The sequence below is a fragment of the Rhodococcus sp. Leaf225 genome, from assembly GCF_001426145.1.
Classification (GTDB): domain Bacteria; phylum Actinomycetota; class Actinomycetes; order Mycobacteriales; family Mycobacteriaceae; genus Rhodococcoides.
Map to the genome: position 1 here is coordinate 427,651 of NZ_LMRN01000007.1, position 20,304 is coordinate 447,954.

Annotated in this window: 18 protein-coding genes and 1 tRNA gene; 11 read left to right on the forward strand and 8 right to left on the reverse strand. The window is 68.8% G+C overall.

Annotated elements, in window-relative coordinates; genetic code table 11:
• The first annotated feature begins 34 nt into the window (after positions 1 to 34).
• The 4 genes from ASG69_RS02175 to ASG69_RS02190 all read left to right on the forward strand — a co-directional run bounded on the left by ASG69_RS02175 (position 35) and on the right by ASG69_RS02190 (position 4,349).
• Complete coding sequence (locus tag ASG69_RS02175; protein WP_027504084.1) at positions 35 to 985, forward strand: 4-(cytidine 5'-diphospho)-2-C-methyl-D-erythritol kinase; 951 nt, start codon at positions 35 to 37, stop codon at positions 983 to 985.
• Positions 985 to 2,769, forward strand: a complete 1,785-nt coding sequence (locus ASG69_RS02180) for an ABC-F family ATP-binding cassette domain-containing protein (protein ID WP_027504083.1) — start codon at positions 985 to 987, stop codon at positions 2,767 to 2,769. Before ASG69_RS02175 ends, ASG69_RS02180 begins: the two co-directional genes overlap by 1 nt.
• Positions 2,770 to 2,830: 61 nt before the next feature.
• On the forward strand, positions 2,831 to 3,505 hold the full coding sequence (locus ASG69_RS02185) for a DUF4166 domain-containing protein (RefSeq protein WP_027504082.1): 675 nt from the start codon (positions 2,831 to 2,833) through the stop codon (positions 3,503 to 3,505).
• A 163-nt stretch (positions 3,506 to 3,668) separates the two neighbouring features.
• Positions 3,669 to 4,349 (forward strand): fasciclin domain-containing protein, encoded by a 681-nt coding sequence (locus tag ASG69_RS02190; RefSeq protein ID WP_027504081.1) that lies wholly within the window; start codon positions 3,669 to 3,671, stop codon positions 4,347 to 4,349.
• A gap of 194 nt (positions 4,350 to 4,543) precedes the next feature.
• Here the strand turns inward: ASG69_RS02190 and ASG69_RS02195 are convergent, their stop codons facing one another.
• Both ASG69_RS02195 and ASG69_RS02200 read right to left on the reverse strand, forming a co-directional pair.
• Positions 4,544 to 4,888, reverse strand: coding sequence for a hypothetical protein (locus ASG69_RS02195; protein WP_231476131.1), 345 nt, complete (start codon positions 4,886 to 4,888; stop codon positions 4,544 to 4,546).
• Between the two features lie 290 nt (positions 4,889 to 5,178).
• Positions 5,179 to 6,819 carry a peptide chain release factor 3 gene (locus ASG69_RS02200; protein ID WP_056447083.1) on the reverse strand — a complete coding sequence of 547 codons (1,641 nt, stop codon included), beginning with the start codon at positions 6,817 to 6,819 and terminating at the stop codon, positions 5,179 to 5,181.
• Between the two features lie 164 nt (positions 6,820 to 6,983).
• Between ASG69_RS02200 and ASG69_RS02205 the strand changes: the two genes are divergently transcribed.
• Positions 6,984 to 8,618 (forward strand): fatty acyl-AMP ligase, encoded by a 1,635-nt coding sequence (locus ASG69_RS02205; protein ID WP_056447553.1) that lies wholly within the window; start codon positions 6,984 to 6,986, stop codon positions 8,616 to 8,618.
• Between the two features lie 10 nt (positions 8,619 to 8,628).
• On the opposite strand, the gene pth is transcribed toward ASG69_RS02205, so the two are convergent.
• The 3 genes from pth to ASG69_RS02220 form a co-directional block, all read right to left on the reverse strand.
• Entirely contained in the window at positions 8,629 to 9,207 is a 579-nt protein-coding gene (gene pth, locus ASG69_RS02210) for an aminoacyl-tRNA hydrolase (RefSeq protein WP_056447086.1), read from the reverse strand.
• 106 nt (positions 9,208 to 9,313) lie between these two features.
• Positions 9,314 to 9,973, reverse strand: coding sequence for a 50S ribosomal protein L25/general stress protein Ctc (locus tag ASG69_RS02215; protein WP_056447089.1), 660 nt, complete (start codon positions 9,971 to 9,973; stop codon positions 9,314 to 9,316).
• A 246-nt stretch (positions 9,974 to 10,219) separates the two neighbouring features.
• On the reverse strand, positions 10,220 to 11,425 hold the full coding sequence (locus tag ASG69_RS02220; protein WP_056447091.1) for an aminotransferase class V-fold PLP-dependent enzyme: 1,206 nt from the start codon (positions 11,423 to 11,425) through the stop codon (positions 10,220 to 10,222).
• A gap of 152 nt (positions 11,426 to 11,577) precedes the next feature.
• Between ASG69_RS02220 and egtA the strand changes: the two genes are divergently transcribed.
• The 4 genes from egtA to egtD are packed head-to-tail and all read left to right on the forward strand — an operon-like array spanning position 11,578 to position 15,927.
• A complete protein-coding gene (egtA, locus tag ASG69_RS02225; RefSeq protein WP_056447093.1) occupies positions 11,578 to 12,831 on the forward strand; it encodes an ergothioneine biosynthesis glutamate--cysteine ligase EgtA in 1,254 nt (417 codons plus the stop codon).
• Entirely contained in the window at positions 12,828 to 14,156 is a 1,329-nt protein-coding gene (egtB, locus tag ASG69_RS02230) for an ergothioneine biosynthesis protein EgtB (protein ID WP_056447096.1), read from the forward strand. Before egtA ends, egtB begins: the two co-directional genes overlap by 4 nt.
• A gap of 3 nt (positions 14,157 to 14,159) precedes the next feature.
• On the forward strand, positions 14,160 to 14,891 hold the full coding sequence (egtC, locus tag ASG69_RS02235) for an ergothioneine biosynthesis protein EgtC (RefSeq protein WP_056447097.1): 732 nt from the start codon (positions 14,160 to 14,162) through the stop codon (positions 14,889 to 14,891).
• A 49-nt stretch (positions 14,892 to 14,940) separates the two neighbouring features.
• Complete coding sequence (gene egtD / locus ASG69_RS02240) at positions 14,941 to 15,927, forward strand: L-histidine N(alpha)-methyltransferase (protein ID WP_027504071.1); 987 nt, start codon at positions 14,941 to 14,943, stop codon at positions 15,925 to 15,927.
• 66 nt (positions 15,928 to 15,993) lie between these two features.
• Here egtD and ASG69_RS02245 read toward each other — a convergent pair whose 3' ends face one another.
• The 3 genes from ASG69_RS02245 to ASG69_RS02255 all read right to left on the reverse strand — a co-directional run bounded on the left by ASG69_RS02245 (position 15,994) and on the right by ASG69_RS02255 (position 18,638).
• A complete protein-coding gene (locus ASG69_RS02245) occupies positions 15,994 to 16,977 on the reverse strand; it encodes a ribose-phosphate diphosphokinase (protein WP_027504070.1) in 984 nt (327 codons plus the stop codon).
• Positions 16,978 to 16,981: 4 nt separating this feature from the next.
• The gene (glmU, locus tag ASG69_RS02250; protein WP_056447100.1) at positions 16,982 to 18,460 is read right to left on the reverse strand and encodes a bifunctional UDP-N-acetylglucosamine diphosphorylase/glucosamine-1-phosphate N-acetyltransferase GlmU; all 1,479 of its coding nucleotides are present in this window, start codon (positions 18,458 to 18,460) and stop codon (positions 16,982 to 16,984) included.
• Positions 18,461 to 18,567: 107 nt separating this feature from the next.
• Positions 18,568 to 18,638, reverse strand: a tRNA-Gln gene (locus tag ASG69_RS02255).
• A 206-nt stretch (positions 18,639 to 18,844) separates the two neighbouring features.
• Between ASG69_RS02255 and ASG69_RS02260 the strand changes: the two genes are divergently transcribed.
• Both ASG69_RS02260 and ASG69_RS02265 read left to right on the forward strand, forming a co-directional pair.
• A complete protein-coding gene (locus ASG69_RS02260) occupies positions 18,845 to 19,435 on the forward strand; it encodes a TetR/AcrR family transcriptional regulator (protein WP_027504068.1) in 591 nt (196 codons plus the stop codon).
• A gap of 162 nt (positions 19,436 to 19,597) precedes the next feature.
• Positions 19,598 to 20,242 (forward strand): ScbR family autoregulator-binding transcription factor, encoded by a 645-nt coding sequence (locus ASG69_RS02265; RefSeq protein WP_027504067.1) that lies wholly within the window; start codon positions 19,598 to 19,600, stop codon positions 20,240 to 20,242.
• Positions 20,243 to 20,304: the final 62 nt, after the last annotated feature.

The following is a 20,304-nucleotide window of genomic DNA, read 5'->3' on the forward strand; positions in this document are numbered from 1 at the left end:
GTACTCGGGCGCACGCCGACTACAGTGGTGAGACGTGCTCACAGTCGTTCCGCGGCCGGTCTCGGTCCGCGCTCCCGCCAAGGTCAATCTGCACCTTGCCGTGGGTGACCTGCGCCCCGACGGCTACCACGAACTCACCACCGTCTTCCACGCGCTCTCCCTCGTCGACGACGTCTCCGTCGTGGCCGCGGAGACACTGTCCGTCAGCGTGTACGGGGACGATGCGGGCATCGTTCCCACCGACCACACCAACCTGGCATGGAAGGCGGCCGAACTCGTCGCCGCCCATGCCGGTCGTCGGCCGGCCGTCGCCATCAGCATCGACAAGGGCATTCCCGTCGCGGGGGGCATGGCCGGGGGCAGCGCCGACGCGGCCGCGACCGTCGTCGCGCTGGACGCGCTCTGGAACCTCGGCCTGTCCCGCGAGAAGATCATGGACTTCGCGGCGCAGCTCGGCAGCGACGTTCCGTTCTCCGTCGCCGGTGGCACGGCCGTCGGCACGGGTCGCGGCGAGAAGCTGCTGCCGGTGCTCTCACGCAACTCCTTCCACTGGGTGCTCGCTCTCGCGAAGGGCGGCCTCTCGACTCCCGCGGTCTACCGCGAACTCGACCGGCTGCGCGAACGGGGAGCGCCGCCGCGCCTCGGCGCACCCGACGAGCTGATGCAGGCCCTGGCGTCGGGCGATCCGGCGCGGGTCGGGCCGCTCCTGGGCAACGACCTCCAGGCCGCGGCGCTGTCCCTCGAACCAGGCCTTCGCCGCACCCTGCGCGCCGGCACCGAGGCGGGTGCCATCGCCGGCATCGTCTCCGGGTCCGGCCCCACCTGCGCCTTCCTCTGCGCCTCTGCCGACCATGCGGTCGAGGTCGGCGCGGAACTGTCCGGCGCCGGCGTCTGCCGCACGGTACGCGTGGCACGTGGACCGGTGAGCGGAGCGCGAGTGCGCACCGAACGCGACCAGAACGACACGAACCGGGGACAACACTGATGGCCAACCTGATCAACCTGGAGCAGGTCTCCAAATCCTTCGGCGTGAAGCCGCTCCTCGACGGCGTCTCGCTCGGTGTCCAGGAGAACGAGCGCATCGGCGTCGTGGGCCTGAACGGCAACGGCAAGACCACCATGCTCGAGGTGCTCGCGGGCGTCGAGCAGCCCGACTCGGGCCGGGTGAGTCGCGTGGGCGGACTCCGGATGGCCGTCGTGACGCAGCGTGGCGTCCTGCCGCCCGGGTCCACCATCGGGGACATCGTCCTCGCACCGCTCGGTGTCGCCGAGCACGAGTGGGCCGGTGACGCCCGGATCCGCAGCGTTCTGGACGGCATCGGCATCACCGGTCTCGGGCTCGACGCACCGGTCGAGCAGTTGTCGGGCGGTGAGCGCCGACGCACGGCGCTCGCCGCCGCGCTGGTGCAGGACCTCGACCTGCTCGTGCTCGACGAGCCGACCAACCATCTCGACGTCGAGGGCGTCCAGTGGCTGGCCGAGCATCTGGTGAACCGGCGGTCCGCACTGGTCGTCGTCACCCACGACCGGTGGTTCCTCGACACCGTTGCCACCCGCACCTGGGAAGTGGTGAACGGTCAGGTCGAGACGTACGAGGGCGGCTATGCCGACTGGATCTTCGCTCGCGCGGAGCGCTCTCGCCAGGCCGATGCCGCGGAGGATCGTCGCCGCAACCTCGCCCGCAAGGAGCTGGCCTGGCTGCGCCGCGGCCCGCCCGCTCGAACCTCGAAGCCGCGCTACCGCATCGAGGCCGCCGAGGCCCTCATCTCGGACGTGCCGCCGCCGCGCGACTCGGTCGCGTTGTCGAAGTTCGCGCAGACCCGGCTGGGCCGCATCGTCATCGAGCTCGAGGACGCGACGCTGGCGACCCCGGACGGTCGCGTACTGGTGGAGGACTTCACGTGGCGCCTCGCGCCGGGGGAGCGCATCGGTCTCGTCGGTGTCAACGGCTCCGGCAAGACGACGTTGCTCCGCACCATCGCCGGCGAGCTCGAACCCGCCAAGGGCCGCCGCATCGAGGGCAAGACGGTGCGCATCGGCTGGCTCCGCCAGGAACTCGACGACCTGCCCGTCGGGATGCGCGTGCTCGAGGCGGTCCAGGACGTCGCGGAACGAATTCAGTTGGGTGACAGGGAGATCTCTGCCGGACAGCTCGCCGAGCGGCTGGGCTTCACGCCTGCACGGCAGCGCACGCCCGTCGGTGACCTGTCGGGTGGCGAGCGCCGTCGACTGCAGCTGACACGCGTGCTGATGTCCGAGCCGAACGTCCTGCTCCTCGACGAGCCGACCAACGACCTCGACATCGACACGCTGCAGCAGCTCGAGGATCTGCTCGACGGCTGGGCCGGCACCATGATCGTCATCAGTCACGACCGGTACCTCATCGAGCGCGTCTGCGACTCGACGTGGGCTCTGTTCGGCGACGGCAAGCTCACCAACCTGCCGGGTGGCATCGAGGAGTACCTGCGGCGTCGCGCGCGAATCGCCGCAGCCGACGACGCGGCTCCGGGGATGACGTCGGGCGGGGGAGCGAAGCCGGCCGCGGCCAAGGGCGGTGCCGACGAGCGCGCCGCTCGCAAGGAACTCTCGAAGCTCGAGCGCTCCCTGGTCAAGCTCGACGATCGGGTGCGCGCACTGCACGTCTCGCTGGCCGAGGCGGCGACGGACCCGGCGACGTTGCAGTCGCTGAACGCCGAGTTGCTCACCGTCGTCGCGGAGAAGGACTCCGTCGAAGAGCGCTGGATGGAGCTGGCCGAGGAACTGGGCTGACACGGTCTACCCTCGCGTTCAGGCGGTCGATCGGCGACCGCGTTCTGCGCGAGGAGTGACGATGACATCCGTCGTGTCCGAGGTCATGGGCTCGGAGTTCGAGAAGCTTCACCCGAAGGTGCAGTGGCGCTTCGGTTTCGGTGCGGACGATCATGTGGCGCAGTTCGGCACCGGTGTCATGGAGACCATCACGCACTCTCCGCTGCTGCCGCCGCCGGCCCTGTGGCTCGGTGGCAAGCGGCGGATGGTCCCCTCCGACTCGGGCGAGAACATCCCCTTCACCATCGCCAACTACGCGTACACGGACGAGCTGGGCAGGCCCACGCTGGCGTTCGTCCGACGGTTCCAGTTCCCCGGCCACGAGGTGGCACTCGACTCGGTGATGGTCGTGGGATCGCGCGGCGCACTCGACTACATCGGTGCCGGCCCCGACATGGTGGTGCACACCCAGTGCTCCGCGGACGCCGACGGCGGCCTGCGGCTCGACAGCGGTCTGCCCCGGTTCCTCGCTCCGCGTGGGTCGATCAAGCCGCCGGGTCTCCTGTCGGCGGAGACCATCGGCCGCGAGTGGTGGGACGAGGAGCAGCAGCGCCACCGCATCGACATCGAGGTGCGTGGCCGCACGCTCGGGCGGTTGTTCCGCTACACCGGATGGTTCACGGCCACACAGGAAACCTGCCTTCCGACCGATCTGCCCGCCGAATTGGGGCCGGGGCGTACCGATCCCAGGGAGTGATCCCTGGTCGGACCCCGAAGTGACTGGTGGGGAATTTTTCTCACAACCGTCACCAATCCCCCATGGGACCCGGATCCGAATGGTGGATGACACAACCGACAGCGGCCGGTGATCATCACCGGCGGTGAGCGGCTATCAGATCCGTACAAGAAGGGTTCTCGCCATGAGCGTCACCAAGAGCAAGAGTGCAGTAGCAGTCGGCTTCGCAGCAGTTGCACTCCTCGGACTGTCCGCATGTTCGTCCGACGACAGCAGCAGCACCACCGAGACCACCGCGAGCAGCAGCATGGAGTCGATGACCTCGTCGGCCATGTCCTCCTCCACCGCGATGAACTCGAGTGCCGATCCGGCCTCCAACCTCGTCGGCTCGGGCTGCGCTGCCTACGCCGAGCAGGTCCCGGACGGTGCGGGCTCCGTGAGCGGAATGGCTGCCGATCCGGTCGCCGTCGCCGCCTCCAACAACCCGATCCTCACCACCCTGACCGCAGCGGTCTCCGGTGGCCTGAACCCGGGCGTCAACCTGGTCGACACGCTGAACGGCTCCGAGTTCACCGTCATCGCCCCGACCGACGACGCGTTCGCGAAGATCGACCCGGCCACCATCGAGACGCTGAAGACCGATTCCGCGCTGCTCACCAAGATCCTCACGTACCACGTGATCCCCGGCCAGATCGCTCCCGACGCGATCGCCGGCGAGCAGACCTCGGTCGAGGGCCAGGCAGTCAACGTCACCGGTGAGGGCGACACGCTGAAGTTCAACGACTCGAACCTGGTCTGCGGTGGCGTCAAGACCGCCAACGCGACCGTCTACCTGGTCGACTCGGTCATGATGCCCCCCGCCTGATCCTTTTCCACAGGGATCATGAGGACGAACACTCTCTTCGCGGCGGTCGTCCCCCGACTGTGTCCGTCGTGAAGTAGTACGAGGCGACCCGAGATTCTTCTCGGGTCGCCTTCGTGCGTCACGGGGACGGATGACGAGAGCACGAGAATGGCCCCCGGCGATGCCGGGGGCCATTCTCGTGTGTCAGGAGAGGATCAGCGGAAGCCCTTGGCGGGGTTCTGCAGATCGAGCACCACCGTCGTGCCGTTGGAACGCACGTGCAGCTCGGGGCTCGCGAGCCCACCGGAGGTGAGGTACTCACCGAGGAGCTGCAGCAGCTCGTCGGGTCCGGTGGAGGAATCCATCGGGCGCGTGTCGCGGCTGGTGATCTCGTTCTGGGTCAGCCGTCCCGCGATGCGGATGGACGCGATGCCCATGGCCGTGCGGCGATCGGGGCTCGGGTGACGACCCGAGGCGAAGCTGCTGCCGTTCGACGATCCGTTGGTGGACGTGCTGCCGCCAGGCAACGCGTGTTCGGAAATCTGATCACTGGTTGTCATGTCGACCTCACTTTTGCTCGGAGTGACGCTCGAAGGTGTCCCGTTGGATCGGTGGGCTGGTGCCTTGCCGATCTTGATCCCCGTGAGGGGCCCACTTGATCCATCGCTCATTACTCGGACTGCTCCTCGATCGTCTCGGTACGTGACTCGAGTACTTCCGAAGAACAAACCAGAAGTACGTTCGAACAGAGAAAAAGTACCACGGGAAGGAAACAGCGAACAGTTTTGACCCTATGGATTGGAGATGACACCAATCTTGGGGTGAGGTGGTGTGGAGATGTCCCAGAGGATCAGTCGGCTGCGGCGACCAGCGGCTCGAGCAGCAGGTCCGGCAGCTCCTTCTGGATGTACTGCAGCCGCCACTTGTCACTGACCAGCGCCAACATCACGCCGTCCGTGCGGGTGAACACCTCGACGCCGCGCTGGCGACCGAGCTCCCCGGCGGACGCCGCGTCGGTGCGTCGAGCGATCGAGTAGCCCAGGGGCTCCATGCGCGCCTCGACGCCGAACTCGGACTTCATGCGCGCGGACACCACCTCGAACTGCATCGGCCCCACGGCGGCGAGGACGGGTGACGCGTCTCCGCGGATGTCGTTGCGCAGGATCTGGACGACACCCTCCTGATCCATCTGGTCCACGGCGCGACGGAACTGCTTGTACTTGCTCGCGCTCTCCGCACGGAGGACGGCGAAGTGCTCGGGAGCGAAGGACGGGATCGGCGGGAACTCGACCTTGCGATCCGCGTACAACGTGTGGCCGGGAGCGAGCGCGGTGGCGTTGACCAGCCCGACGACGTCGCCGGGGTAGGCGTTCTCCACCGTGGTGCGCTCGCGGCCGAACACCGTCAGCGCGTACTTCGTCGTGAACGGTTTGCCCGTCTGGGCATGGGTGACCACCATGCCGCGCTCGAAGACTCCGGAGACCACGCGCATGAAGGCGAGGCGGTCGCGGTGTGCGGTGTCCATGCCGGCCTGCACCTTGAACACGACCGCGCTGAAGGGGTCGGTGACCTCGCGCTCACCACCGGCCACATCGGGACGGGGGCCCGGGGCCGGAGCGAACGAGACGAGGGTGTCGAGGATCTGGTGCACGCCGAAGTTCAGCATCGCCGACGCGAAGATCACCGGAGACGTCCGGCCCGCGAGGAACTCGTCCTCGTCGTGGCGCTGCCCGCTCTCGACGAGCAACTCGCTCTCCTCGACGGCGGTGGTCCAGTCGTCGCCCTCACGGGACTGCGCCGCCTCGGAGTCCATGAACTCCTCGGGTGCGATGGTCGCGCCACCGGCCGTGCGGGTGAAGTGGATGTACTGGTGCTCCGACACGTCGAGCAGTCCGCGGAAGTCACCCGCGATACCGACGGGCCAGTACAGCGGGGTCGGCGTCAGACCGATGCGCTCCTCGATCTCGTCGAGCAGCTCGAGGGGAGAGCGGCCCGGCCGGTCCCACTTGTTGACGACGGTGATGACCGGGATGCCGCGGTGTCGACACACCTGGAACAGCTTCAGCGTCTGCGGTTCCAGACCCTTCGCCGCGTCGATCAGCATCACGGCGGCGTCCACGGCGGTCAGCACGCGGTAGGTGTCCTCCGAGAAGTCGGCGTGACCCGGGGTGTCCACCAGGTTGATGGTGTGATCGGCGTAGTCGAACTGCAGCGCCGTCGAACTCACGGAGATACCGCGCGCCTTCTCCATCTCCATCCAGTCGGAGACGGTCGAGCGGCGACCCGACTTCCCGTGGATCGCACCGGCCTCGGAGATCTTCCGCGCGTGCAGAGCCAGGGCCTCGGTGAGCGTCGACTTGCCCGCGTCGGGGTGCGAGATCACCGCGAAGGTGCGACGACGCTCCACCTCGCGCCGGAGGTTCTTCGGCGGGGTGGTGCCGGCGGCGGTGACCGCGGTGGTGGTGTCGGTGTCGACGGACGGGGTGCTCACGAAGGCCTTTCTTCGGTGACCGCAGCTGTGCGGATCACTGGTCGGAACGTACCCAGGGTACTCGGCCGACACGCCGAGCCCGTCCGTCCGTAACAGCGGTCACCGTCGTCCGGATGTAACAGTGGTGCGCGCACCCGGCACGCACCACCGACGAGGGAGTGACGTTGAGCAGGTTCACCGAGGAGATGTACGCGACCGCGGCCACGACCGAGCGGGGTCTCGTCACCGGTGAGCCCGACGCACCGTTGCGGCAGACGTGGGGCGACATCCATGCGGTCGCGCGTCGGATGGCCGGCGGGCTCGCCGCGGCAGGCGTCTCTCGCGGGGACGCGATCGGCATCCTGGCCGGTCAGCCGGTGGACATCGCGCCGTCGTGCCAGGCGGCGTGGATGCGCGGCGCGTCCGTGACCATGCTGCATCAGCCGACGCCGCGCACCGATCTCGCCGTGTGGGGTGCCGACACCGAGACCGTCATCCGGATGATCGACGCCGCCGCGGTGGTGCTCGGTGCGCCGTTCGACGCCGCGGCGCCCATCCTGGAGGAACGCGGGATCACCGTGCTGACGATCGACGACCTTCGCGGCGGTGAGGACACCGATCCCGTGCCCACCGACGAGTCCGACATCGCGCTGCAGCAGCTCACGTCCGGGTCCACCGGATCTCCCAAGGCCGTGCGCATCACCCACGAGAACTTCTACGTCAACGCCTACGCGATGATCGATCGGATCGAGTACTCGCTCGAGGACGACGTGATGGTCAGCTGGCTCCCGCTGTTCCACGACATGGGGATGGTCGGGTTCCTGTCGGTGCCGATGCAGGTCGGAGCCGAGGTCGTCAGCATCACGCCGATCGACTTCCTGCGTTCTCCGCTGCTGTGGGCCCAGCTGATCGACAAGTACCGCGGCACCGTCACCGCCGCTCCCAACTTCGCGTACTCGTTGCTCGCGCGCAGGCTGAAGCAGGCGTCCGCCGACACGGCCCTCGATCTGTCGTCGTTGCGCTACGCGTGGAACGGTGCCGAGCCGGTGGATCCCGACACGATGCTCGCCCTCGCAGAGGCGGGCGCCCGGTTCAGGCTCGCCCCGACCGCTCTCGCACCCGTCTACGGGATGGCGGAGACCACGCTCGCGGTGTCGATCCCGGTACGCGATCAGGGCCAGGTGCTCGACGTGGTCGACGCGGACCTGCTCGAGGTGATGGGCCGCGCCGTTCCGTCGACCAAGGGCAACGTCCGTCGTCTCGCGACGCTCGGGCGGATGGTGCCGAATCTCGAGGGGCGCGTCGTCGACGCCGAGGGCCAGGTGCTCCCGAGCCGCGGTGTCGGTGTCATCCACGTGCGGGGGCCGGCGGTGACGCCCGGATACATCACGGTGGAGGGCTCGGTGTCCGCGCAGGACGACGACGGGTGGCTCGACACCGGCGACATCGGGTACTTCACGGAGGAAGGCCTGGTCGTCGTCTGCGGGCGCATCAAGGACGTCATCATCATGGGCGGCCGCAACATCTATCCGACCGACATCGAACGTGCCGTGGGCACCGTCGCGGGCGTCCGGCCGGGCAATGCCGTCGCGATCCGTCTCGACGCGGGGCAGAAGCGGGAGAGCTTCGCGGTCGCGGCGGAGACCAACGAGATCGCCGACCCGGATGCGGTCAAGCGCATCGAGCACGACATCGTGCACGCGGTGTTCTCGGAAGTGGGGGTTCGTCCTCGCACGGTCGCGGTGCTCGGTCCCGGCACCATTCCGAAGACGTCCTCGGGCAAGCTCCGCCGCGCGAACTCGGCGTCGCTCCTCGGCTGAGCTCAGCGCATCAGGGTCGGTGGATGCGGTTCTGCGCGTTCTCGAGGCTGCCCTTCAGGAGCAGCTCCACTGCGTCCGCGGCCTCCTCCAGCACGACCGCCACCTCGTCGCGCTCGGACGCGGCGAACGGCTTGAGCACGTACGACGCCGGATCCATCCGGCCTGGCGGTCGCCCCACCCCGACCCGGACACGGAGGTAGTCCTTGGTGGACAACGACTTCGAGATCGAGCGCAGCCCGTTGTGCCCGCCCTCCCCGCCGCCGACCTTGAGCCGCACCTGACCCAGATCGACGTCGAGTTCGTCGTGCACGACGATGATGTCCGCCGGCGCCACGGAGAAGAACCGGGCCAGGTTGGCGACCGGGCCCCCGGACTCGTTCATGTACGACCGCGGCTTCCCCAGCACGACCGGGCGAGTTCCGAGCCGTGCCTGGAGCACGTCGGAGTTGCTGCGCTTGTGCGACGAGAACGACCCTCGCATCCGCTCCGCCAGGGTGTCGACGACGACGGCGCCGACGTTGTGTCGGGTGCGCTCGTACTGCGGCCCGGGATTGCCCAGGCCGATGACGAGAGCAGTGCGATCGGTCATGTGCGGCAGTCGCTTTCAGCTCGTGGCGTGCGGGGTCGTGCGGAGTGGGGAACGAGAAACGGCGCGCCTCCGGTGAGGGAGGCGCGCCGCGGTGGTGCTCGGTGGATCAGTTCTCGTCTGCTGCTGCGGCCTCGTCGGCGGCGGAGCTGTCCTCGACAGCCTCCTCTTCCTCGGCGGCGACGTTGCTGGCGAGATCGCCCGCGCCCTCGGCCTCGAGTGCAGCCTCGCTGGGCGCCTCGACGACGTTGACGAGGAGGAGCTCGGGATCGGAGATCAGCGTCGCGCCGGACGGCAGCTCGATCGACGAGGCGAGGATCTGGGTGCCGATCTCGGCGTCCTCGACGGAGACCTCGAACTGCTCGGGGATCTGGGTCGCGTCGACCTCGATCTCGATGACGTTGGCATCGGTGGTGACGAGGGCGCCGGGCGCCGCGTCGCCGGTGACGACGACGTTGATCTCGACGGTGACCTTCTCGCCGCGACGGATGACGAGGAGGTCGGCGTGCTCGATGTAGTTACGGATCGGGTGGACCACGACCGACTTGGTGAGGGCGAGGTGCTTCTCGCCGTCGACCTGGAGCTCGATGACGGCGTTGGTGCCGTCGGCGCGGAGCACGGCGGCGAACTCGCGGGACGGGAGCGAGAGGTGCTTGGGCTCGGTGGCGTGTCCGTACAGGACGGCGGGGACGAGACCGTCGCGGCGGGTGCGGCGGGCTGCGCCCTTGCCGAACTCGGTGCGGACGGTGGCGTTGAGAACGTTGGCCATGGGACGGGGCTCCTCGGAAGATCTGGTGTGACTGCGGTCTGAAACGGCTGCGGTCCGGTGTGACTGCTGCGGGTACTACTCGCTCGGCGTGGACACGAACGAGGACGGCTGCGAGACCGCGCCTGCGTCGATCACGGTGACGTACGCACTGCGCACTCGTCACCCTCGCCGAGACAACGGCGTGAACACTACCCGAACGCGCCGATCGGCCGCGAATCGCCCCTGCTCGTCACCGTTGGCGGCGGGTCACCGCTCCGACGTCAGAGCCCGGCACTCGTCCACGGCGTGATCGATCTGATCGAGGGTCAGGAAGTAGTGGGGAGATGCCCGGACGACGGAGTCCAGTCCGCGGGCCGTCATGTCGAGCAGAGTCGACGACGACGGGCTGACGGAGACGGTGATGTCGCGCTCCGCCAGTGCGTCCTTCACCGCGGCGGGCGCGACGCCCTCGACGGTGAAGGTCACGATGCCGGTGTGGTGGTCGCCCAGGTCGTGCACCGCGATGCCGTGCACCTCGGCGAGGGCGTTCCGCAGCCGCTCGGCCCGCACACGCACCGCGGCCTCCACCGCGCTCGGCCCGAGTTCGAGCAGGAGATCGACGGCGGCGCCGAGACCGAGCCGGGCCGCGACGTCGTGTTCCCACGTCTCGAACCGGCGCGCGTCGTCGGCGACGGTGTAGGAGTCGGGGCCGGTCCAGGACGCACTGTGCAGATCCAGAGATCGCGGCTCCAGGGTGTCGAGCACCGACGGGGCGACGTGAAGGAAACCGGTGCCGCGCGGTCCTCGCAGCCACTTGCGTCCCGTCGCGGAGAGAGCGTCCACACCGAGCTCCGCCACGTCGAGGGCGATCTGGCCCACCGACTGACAGGCGTCCAGCAGCACGAGGGCCCCGTGACGGTGGGCCAGGTCGACGATCTCCCGGACCGGGTTCAGCAGGCCGCCGTTGGTCGGCGCGTGCACGAGCGAGACCAGCGCGACGCGGTCGTCCATCATCCGCTCGAGAGCCTCGAGATCGATGCGTCCGGACGGGTCCACGGGAATGGTGTCGACCACCGCGCCGGTAGCCCGCGCCCGCTGCAGTGCGGCGATCGCGTTGGTGGCGTACTCGACGGTGGAGACCAGGATGCGGTCACCGGGGGAGAGCGGTACCGCGTAGAAGAAGTCGCACCAGGCCCGCGTGGCGCTGTCGGACAGTGCCACGGTGCCGGTCGGGGCTCCGATCAGTATCTCCACGGACGTGCGCACCGCGGCGAGATCCTCCGAGCGTTCACGCGCTGCGCGGTATCCGCCCACCTCGGCCTCACGGCGCAGGTGCTCGACGACCGTCTCGACGACGCGCTGTGGCGGCAGCGACGAGCCGGCGCTGTCGAGGAACACCCCGTGCTCGGCGGCAGGGGTGTCCGCGCGGGCAGCGAGCACGTCGACGGTGTCCGTCTCGGGGGTGGCGTTCACAGTGACGCCGACACTACCGGCGACCGCGCGCGGGAGCGATTAGTCTGTGAAGGGCGGGGGTAGACGTCATCCGGACACGCAGTGTCCGTTCCTCTTCCCGTACGCAGTACCCGTTCCACTTCACGCTCCACCGTCACCCCGCGGAGGCATCCATGACGGCCGTTTCCGGCACTCTCAGTTCGCGGCCCGCCGCCGAGGCATACCTCGCCCGGGTCTGTTTCAAGGTGGGGCCGCCGACTCTGATCGGCGCAGAACTCGAATGGTTCACCCGGAGCCCGTCCGGTGCACGTCCCACTCTCGACTCGCTCGCCGAGGCACTGGGTGCTCACACCCCGCAGTCCCTTCGGCCCGAGTCCCCCGCACTCGCCCTCCGCTCCGGAAGTGTCGTCTCCGTCGAGCCCGGTGGTCAGATCGAATTGTCGTCCTCGCCCGCCACGTCCCTCCCCTCCGTCGTCGAGGCGTTGCGCGACGACGAGCGGACGTTGACCCGCCTGCTCGACTCGCACGGGATCTCCCTCGCCGGAGGCGGCGCGGACACGCTACGACCTCCCGACCGCCTGCTCACGCTGCCGCGCTACTGCGCGATGGAGCAGCGCTTCGAGCAGTACGGCCCGTACGGCAAGCTGATGATGTGCAACACGGCCGCGGTCCAGGTCAGTGTGGACGCCGGCGGCGACGACGAGCAGATCCGACGGCGCTGGGCCACAGTGCATGCCGTGGGTCCGGCGTTACTGGCGGCGTTCGCGACCACGCCCGCTCTGTACGGCGTTCCCGACGGTCGGTGGGCCTCGCAGCGCATGCGCACCTGGTTCGAACTGGACCGCACTCGCACGCGTGTTCCGCTCGGGGTCGATCCCGTCCGCGACTACGCACGCTGGGTGATGGACGTCCCGCTCCTGTGTGTGCGACGCGACGGGCGCCTCGCCGCGCCGCCGCGCGAGGCCACGTTCGCCCAGTGGCTCGAGGGTGACCTGGACGACGACATGGGTCGGCGCCCCACGACGGCCGACCTGGACTACCACCTGACGACGGTGTTTCCCCTCGTGCGTGCGAGCGGCCACCTCGAGATCCGGTACCTCGACGGCCAACCCGACGGGACGTGGGAGGTGCCGATGTACGCGGTGGACGCCCTGCTGTCCTCCGACTCGGTGGCCGATCAGGCGCTGGACCTGGCGGAACCCACCCTGAACAGGTGGGAGGACGCGGCGCGGGACGGACTCGCCGACCAGGCGCTGCGGCGCGCTGCGGTGGAGCTGCTGACACTCGCGGCCGACTCCAGCCACGGCGAGGCGCGTGAAGCCCTGGGCCGCGCGGCGACGCGCTGCTCCGCCGCCCGGCCGCCGACGGCACCAGGGACAGCGGCGACACCACCACGAAGCGATGCTCGGAAGGAGTTCTCACGATGACGGCGAACACGACGGTCGACGCGGTGGCGCTGCGCGGCCGGCTCGAGTCGATGCTGGTGCGTAGCCGAGCCCGGACCCTGGCGCTCACCCGGTGCCTCGACGAGGACGGGCTGCGCGAGCAGGTGTCGCCGTTGATGAGCCCACTGGTCTGGGATCTCGCCCACATCGGCAACCAGGAAGAGCTGTGGCTGGTCCGCGACGTGGGCGGCCGAGACGCGGTGCACCCGGAGATCGACGACCTCTACGACGCGTTCCGCCACGCACGGTCCACCCGGCCGGGGCTGGATCTGCTGTCGCCCGACGAGGCGCGTGCCTACGTCGACACCGTGCGCGCCCTGTCACTGGATGCGCTGCAGCGCTGCACCTTCGACGAGAGTCGGCTGGTGGAGAACGGCTTCGTCTTCGCGATGGTCGCGCAGCACGAACAGCAGCACGACGAGACGATGCTGGCGACACATCAGCTGCGCACCGGCGACGCCGTGCTGGAGGCACCCGACGCTCCCCGCGCCCAGCTGCCGCCCGCCCACGACGTCGAGGTCATCGTCCCCGGTGGCGCGTTCGAGATGGGAACCGGCGACGATCCGTGGGCCCTCGACAACGAGCGGCCCGCGCACACTGTCGAGGTGCCCACCTTCGCGATCGACGCGGCTCCGGTGACCAACGGCGAGTACCTCCAGTTCATCGCCGACGGTGGCTACGACCGCGAGGAGCTGTGGACCGAACGCGGCTGGGCACACCGCACCGAGGCCGGTCTCACCGCGCCGCAGTTCTGGTCGCAGGACGACGACGGTGTGTGGTGGCGTCGAGTCTTCGGACGTGCGAAGCAGATTCGAGCAACGCAGCCCGTGGTTCACGTCAGCTGGTTCGAAGCCGACGCCTACGCCCGCTGGGCCGGCAAGCGCCTGCCGACCGAGGCGGAATGGGAGAAGGCGGCACGCTTCGACCCCGCGTCCGGGCTCTCCCGGCGCAACCCCTGGGGCGACGACGACGCCGATGAACGGCACGCGAACCTCGGTCAACGCCACCTCGAACCCGCCGACGTCGGCGCGTATCCCGAGGGAGCCTCGCCGCTCGGCGTCGAACAGCTGATGGGGGACGTCTGGGAGTGGACGTCGTCCGACTTCGAGCCGTACCCCGGGTTCGAGATGTTCCCCTACCCGGAATACTCCGAGGTGTTCTTCGGCGGCGACTACAAGGTGTTGCGCGGCGGCTCGTTCGGCACCGACCAGACGGTGGTCCGCGCGACGTTCCGCAACTGGGACCACCCGATCCGGCGCCAGATCTTCGCCGGCTTCCGGTGCGCCCGCGACGTGGGACACCGGTAGCGGATGTGCCGACACGTCGGCTATCTCGGACCCGCGCGCACCGTCGGAGACGTGCTCACCGCGGGCCCGACATCGCTGCTCACCCAGTCGTACGCACCCCGCGAGATGCGCGGCGGCGGCACGATCAACGCGGACGGCTTCGGTGCGGCCTGGTGGTCGAACGGCACCGCGTCGTCGTATCGGAGCGCGATGCCGATGTGGGGTGACCGGGCCGTCACCGACACGCTCACCCACATCCGCTCGGTGGCGGTGATGGGGGCCGTGCGGTCCGCCACCGTCGGCATGCCCGTCGAGCGGTCGGCGTGCGCGCCCTTCGTCGAGGGTCGATGGGCGTTCAGCCACAACGGTGTCGTGCGCGGATGGCCGCAGTCGGTCTCCGCGCTCGCCGAGAAGGTGCCCGTCGAGTCGCTGCTGCGGTTGGCGGCACCCACGGATTCCGCTGTGCTGTGGGCGATTCTGCAGCAGCGGCTACTGGACCGCGATCCGGCGGACGCACTCGCCGGTCTGCTGGCGGACGTCGACGCCGCCGCTCCGGACTCGCGCGTCAACCTGCTGCTCGGCGATGGCGAGTCGCTCTGGGCGACGACGCTTTACCACTCGCTCTCCGTCCGGTACGACGAGGACAGCGTCGTCCTCGCGTCCGAACCGCTCGACGATCTGCCCGGATGGCAGCAGGTGCCCGATCGGTGCCTCGTCTCCGCCCGACCGGGATCCGTGGACATCACCACCTTCTGACCGCTCCACCCCTGCACCTTCCATGCTCGTCAGCACCGAGGAGTTCGTCATGACAGCGCCGTCACTGGACATCCACATCACCGAGGGTGATCTACAGGAATCGCTGCGGGAAGATGCCCGCCGCGGGCTCACCGCGACGCCGAAATGGTTGCCGCCGAAGTACTTCTACGATGCCGTGGGCAGCGAACTGTTCGAGCGCATCACCGAGTTGGACGAGTACTACCCGACGCGCACCGAGCGCGCCCTGCTGACCGAACGGGCCGCGGAGATCGCCCGCGTGACGGGAGTGGAGGTGCTGGTCGAGTTGGGCTCCGGATCGTCGGACAAGACCCGGGTGCTGCTGTCCGCGGGTCTGGAACACGGCACCCTGCGTCGCTACGTCCCGCAGGACGTGTCGCCGTCGGCGTTGACCGGTGCGATGGAGGAGTTGTCGCGCCAGTACCCGGATCTCGAGATCCACGGTGTGGTGAGCGATTTCACGAGCACCGGCGGCCCGGACAGTGGTCTGTTCTGGGTCCCCACCGGCGGGCGCAGGACGTTGGCGTTCCTGGGCGGCACGCTGGGGAACCTCGTGCCGCAGGAGCGCGCCGAGTTCCTCTCCGCCATCTCGAACACCCTCGACACGGGGGAGTTCCTGTTGCTCGGGGTCGGGCTGGTCATCGACCCCGCGGTTCTGGTGCCCGCGTACGACGACGCGCAGGGAGTGACGGCGCAGTTCGACCTGAACGTGCTCTCCGTGTTGAACGGGCAGCTGAACGCCGACTTCGACGTGGACGACTTCGAGCACGTCGCCGTGTGGGACGAGCGCAACGAGTGGATCGAGATGCGGCTGCGCGCACGTCGCGACCACACGGTGCGCGTCGCGGACCTCGACCTGGACGTGCAGTTCGCGGCGGGCGAGGAGATGCGGACCGAGATCTCCGCCAAGTTCCGACGCGAGTCGATCACCGGCGAACTGGCCGCGGCGGGGCTGACGGTCGACGAGTTCTGGACCGATTCCGACGAGCGCTTCGCCCTGGTGCTGGCCCGGAAGTAGGGCGCCCGACGACGACACTCCCCGCGGACGAGGTCCGCGGGGAGTGTCGGTCGGTGACGTCGTCTCTCAGGCGTTGCCGTTGAACAGGCTGGTGACGGACCCGTTCTCGAAGACCTCACGGATGGTCTTGCCGAGCAGGGGTGCGATGGAGAGCACAGTCAGCGACGGGAACAGCTTGTCGTCACTGATGGGCAGCGTGTTGGTCACGACGACCTCCTTGGCGCCGCACGACGCGAGGCGCTCGGCGGCCGGGTGGCTCAGCACGCCGTGCGTGGCGGCGATGACGACGTCGCCCGCGCCGGCCTCCTCGAGCACCTTCACCGCGCCGGCGATGGTGCCACCGGTGTCGATCATGTCGTCGATCAGGATGCAGGTGCGTCCCTCGACGTCACCGACGACTCGATTCGACTTGACCTGGTTGGGCACCAACGGATCTCGCGTCTTGTGAATGAACGCCAGCGGCGCCCCGCCGAGCGAGTCGGCCCACTTCTCCGCGACGCGCACGCGGCCGGAGTCGGGGGAGACCACGGTGATGTGCTCGAGGTTGTAGCCCTCACGGATGTGGTCGGCGAGCTGGCTGTGCGCGTGCATGTGGTCGACCGGGCCGTCGAAGAAGCCCTGGATCTGGTCGGTGTGGAGATCGACCGTGATGATGCGGTCGGCGCCGGCCGTCTTGAGCAGATCGGCGACCAGGCGTGCAGAGATGGGCTCGCGGCCGCGGTGCTTCTTGTCCTGGCGGGCGTAGGGGTAGAACGGCAGGATCGCGGTGATGCGCTTCGCGGATCCGCGCTTGAGCGCGTCGATCATGATGAGCTGTTCCATGAGCCACGTGTTCAACGGGAACGGGTGGCTCTGGAGCACGAAGGCGTCGGAGCCGCGGACGGACTCCTCGAAGCGGACGAAGATCTCGCCGTTGGCGAAGTCGCGGGCGGTCTGCGGGGTGACCTCGATCCCGAGTTCCTTCGCCACCTGCTCGGCGAGCTCGGGATGAGCGCGACCGGAGAAGAGCATCAAGTTCTTCTGGTTGTCGATCCAGTTGGCTGTGGTCACTGCTCTACTCGCCGTCCTTCGGTTCGTGCACGTGTGATTCCTCGGTCGAACGGGCGCGTTCGGCGGCCTCTGCCGCCGGCGTTCCCGGACGTTTCTTCTGCACCCAGCCCTCGATGATCCGTTGCGGACCACCGGAGACGGCGAGCGCTCCCGCCGGTACATCATGGCGTAGGACGGTTCCGGCGCCCGTGTAGGCCCCGTCGCCCACGCGCACCGGCGCGATGAACATGGTGTCGGAACCGGTGCGCACGTGCGAACCGATCTCGGTGCGGCTCTTGCCGACGCCGTCGTAGTTGACGAAGACGCTGGACGCACCGATGTTGGAGTGCTCGCCGATGCTGGCGTCGCCGACGTAGGTCAGGTGCGGCACCTTGGAGTGCGCTCCGATGGTCGCGTTCTTGGTCTCCACAAAGGCGCCGAGCTTGCCGTGGTCGCCGAGTTCGCTGTTCGGCCGCAGGTAGGTGAAGGGCCCGACCGTCGCTCCGGCACCGATCACCGAGTCGGATCCGTGCGAGCGGACCACCGTCGCGCCCTCGCCGACCGACACGTCGGTGAGTGTCGTGTCGGGCCCGATGATCGCGTCCTCACCGATGACGGTGCATCCGTGCAACTGCGTGCCGGGGTGCAGCACGGCGTCGCGTCCGACGGCGACCTCGATGTCCACCCACGTCGACGACGGGTCGATCACGGTCACGCCGGCGCGCATGTGGCGGGCGAGGATGTGCTCGTTGAGGATGCGGGTGACCTCGGACAGCTGCACTCGGTCGTTCACGCCGCGCACCAGCGACGGGTCGGTGAGCTGGGTGCTGAACACCGGCAGGCCGCGTCGGCGCGAGATCTTCAGGACGTCGGTCAGGTACAGCTCGTGCTGCGCGTTGTCGGTGCCGAGCGAGTCGAGAGCCACCCGCAGCGACTGCGCGTCGAAGGCGTAGACACCCGAGTTCACCTCGGTGATGGTCAGCTGATCGGGAGTCGCGTCGGCGTGCTCGACGATCTCCTGGACCTGGCCGGACCCGTCGCGGACGATGCGGCCGTAGCCGTTCGCGTCGTCGGGGACGAAGGTGAGCACCGACACCGCGACGGGCTCCGCGGAGGAGTGGTGATCGTGCAGCAGTGCCTGCAGAGTGTGGGCGTCGAGCAGCGGCACGTCCCCCGCGGTGACCACCACGGTGCCGTCGAAGTCGGCGGGCAGCGACGCGAGGCCGCACTGCACCGCGTGACCGGTGCCGTGCTGTTCGGCCTGCACCGCGATGTCGATGGTGCGACCCAACGTCTCGGCCAGATCGGCGACGGCGGCCGAGACCTTCTCGCGGTCGTGCCCGACGACGGTGACGAGGTGATCGGGGTCCACCCCGTCGGCCGCGTGCAGAGCGTGCGCGAGCATGGACCGACCGGCCAGTTCGTGCAGAACCTTCGGAATCTTAGATCGCATTCGGGTTCCCGCCCCCGCGGCGAGCACGACTACAGCGACCTTCGACGTCATGAATCTCCTCGACCGACTTCGGATGTGCCCCGGGTGGGGGACCCGCCACACTCGTCGCCACGGCTCCGCCGCCCTACGACAGCAGCTCCGCCGCTGTGGCGTCACGGCTCCGCCGCCAGGATTCGAACCTGAACTATCTGAACCAAAATCAGAGGTGCTGCCATTACACCACGGCGGATCACAGCCTCGGCTGGCGTGCGCCGAGCGCGTCGATCCTCGCACGAGTGCACCCGCTCCGTAAAACGCTCCGCAGGCCTCACTCGCCGCGCAGTGCTCGCGTGTCACAGTGATTCCATGACCTCGACGCCCGACGCGCCCCGCGAGCCCGATCAGCCGCGTGCACCCGGTGACGCCGCCCTACCGGATCGTGCGCCCCGCGTCCGGATGACGGGGACCGCGCGCCGGGCCCAGTTGATCGAGATCGGCCGCACGCTGTTCGCCGAGCGTGGCTACGAGGCCACGTCCATCGAGGAGATCGCGCAACGCGCGCAGGTGAGCAAGCCGGTCGTGTACGAGCACTTCGGCGGCAAGGAGGGTCTCTACGCCGTGGTGGTGGACCGCGAGATGTCCACGCTGCTGTCCATGATCACGTCGTCGCTGACCGAGAACCGGTCCCGGATCCGGGTCGAACGGGTGGCGCTGGCCCTGTTGACGTACGTCGAGGAGCGCAGCGACGGGTTCCGCATCCTCGTGCGCGACTCCCCGGTCGCCGCGGCCGAGGGGACGTACTCGAGCCTGCTGAACGACGCCGTCGGCCAGGTGGGGCACATCCTGGCGGGTGACTTCTCCCGCCGAGACATCGACCCGGCCAATGCCCAGCTGTACGCCCAGGCATTGGTCGGAATGGTGTCGATGACGGCGCAATGGTGGCTGGACGAACGGTCTCCCTCGAAAGAGGTGGTGGCCGCGCACATCGTGAACCTGTGCTGGAACGGGCTCACGAATCTGGAGCCCGATCCCCGGTTGGGGAGCTGAAAGCGCGAGTGTCACCGGAGGTGGTCACGGTGGACCACCTCGTCGGTCGTGACGACACGACGCTCGGACTCCGGGACGAGTGCTCGTGCTGTGTAGTGGTCCAGTGGTACCGTTCTCGCGTTGTTCACGGATTGAATGCCCCAAACTTTCGAGGCGGATCGCATGGTCAGACAGGCACGCGCCGAGATCACCAGAGACACGGTGCTCGCGGGGGCCGCCCATGTCTTTCTACGGCTCGGGTACGCCAATGCCAGCCTCAGCGAGATCATTTCGCAGTCGCAGGTCACCAAGGGAGCTCTCTACTTCCACTTCGGGTCGAAGGAGGAGCTGGCTCGCGCCGTCATCGACGAGGGCGTGCGGCGGCTCACCACGGCGTGCCGCGCCCTGGACGACGGCCGGATCCCCGCTCTCGAGGCCGAGATCGGTGTCTCGTACATCACGGTCGATCTGGCGATCACGGATCCGATGGTCGCCGCGATGTTCCGGCTCAAGCATCAGATCGGCGACTACCGCGGTACCGGTGAGAACGTCATGGAGGGCTGGGCCGAGTACCACACCGGCCTGGCGCGTCGGGCGATCGACGAGGGTGACCTCGAGGCCGACCTCGACCCCGTGACCACCGGAATGCTGTTCCTGGAGGTCATCGTCGGCGCCCACATGGTCGCGGTGGCCACCGACAGCACCAAGGAGTTGTCGGCGCGCATGGAGCGGCTGTGGCACTACCTGCTCCCGTCGCTGGTCCCCGGTCGCAAGCTCGACTACTTCCGTGAGTTCGCCGCCCGCCGGGTCCTGCGCTACGGCGCCTGACGACGAGCGGCCACGTCGCGGTCGCCTCGGTCGGCCCACGGTCGTTTCTGTCGGCGACTGCT

Bases quoted from the DNA above. Each gene is read 5' to 3' on its own strand.
- ASG69_RS02180 (WP_027504083.1), top strand. From the start codon at position 985: ATGGCCAACCTGATCAACCTGGAGCAGGTCTCCAAATCCTTCGGCGTG.
- ASG69_RS02185 (WP_027504082.1), top strand. From the start codon at position 2,831: ATGACATCCGTCGTGTCCGAGGTCATGGGCTCGGAGTTCGAGAAGCTT.
- ASG69_RS02190 (WP_027504081.1), top strand. From the start codon at position 3,669: ATGAGCGTCACCAAGAGCAAGAGTGCAGTAGCAGTCGGCTTCGCAGCA.
- ASG69_RS02195 (WP_231476131.1), bottom strand. From the start codon at position 4,888: ATGACAACCAGTGATCAGATTTCCGAACACGCGTTGCCTGGCGGCAGC.
- pth (WP_056447086.1), bottom strand. From the start codon at position 9,207: ATGACCGATCGCACTGCTCTCGTCATCGGCCTGGGCAATCCCGGGCCG.
- ASG69_RS02215 (WP_056447089.1), bottom strand. From the start codon at position 9,973: ATGGCCAACGTTCTCAACGCCACCGTCCGCACCGAGTTCGGCAAGGGC.
- egtA (WP_056447093.1), top strand. From the start codon at position 11,578: ATGACGGCCGTTTCCGGCACTCTCAGTTCGCGGCCCGCCGCCGAGGCA.
- egtB (WP_056447096.1), top strand. From the start codon at position 12,828: ATGACGGCGAACACGACGGTCGACGCGGTGGCGCTGCGCGGCCGGCTC.
- egtC (WP_056447097.1), top strand. From the start codon at position 14,160: ATGTGCCGACACGTCGGCTATCTCGGACCCGCGCGCACCGTCGGAGAC.
- egtD (WP_027504071.1), top strand. From the start codon at position 14,941: ATGACAGCGCCGTCACTGGACATCCACATCACCGAGGGTGATCTACAG.
- glmU (WP_056447100.1), bottom strand. From the start codon at position 18,460: ATGACGTCGAAGGTCGCTGTAGTCGTGCTCGCCGCGGGGGCGGGAACC.
- ASG69_RS02260 (WP_027504068.1), top strand. From the start codon at position 18,845: ATGACGGGGACCGCGCGCCGGGCCCAGTTGATCGAGATCGGCCGCACG.
- ASG69_RS02265 (WP_027504067.1), top strand. From the start codon at position 19,598: ATGGTCAGACAGGCACGCGCCGAGATCACCAGAGACACGGTGCTCGCG.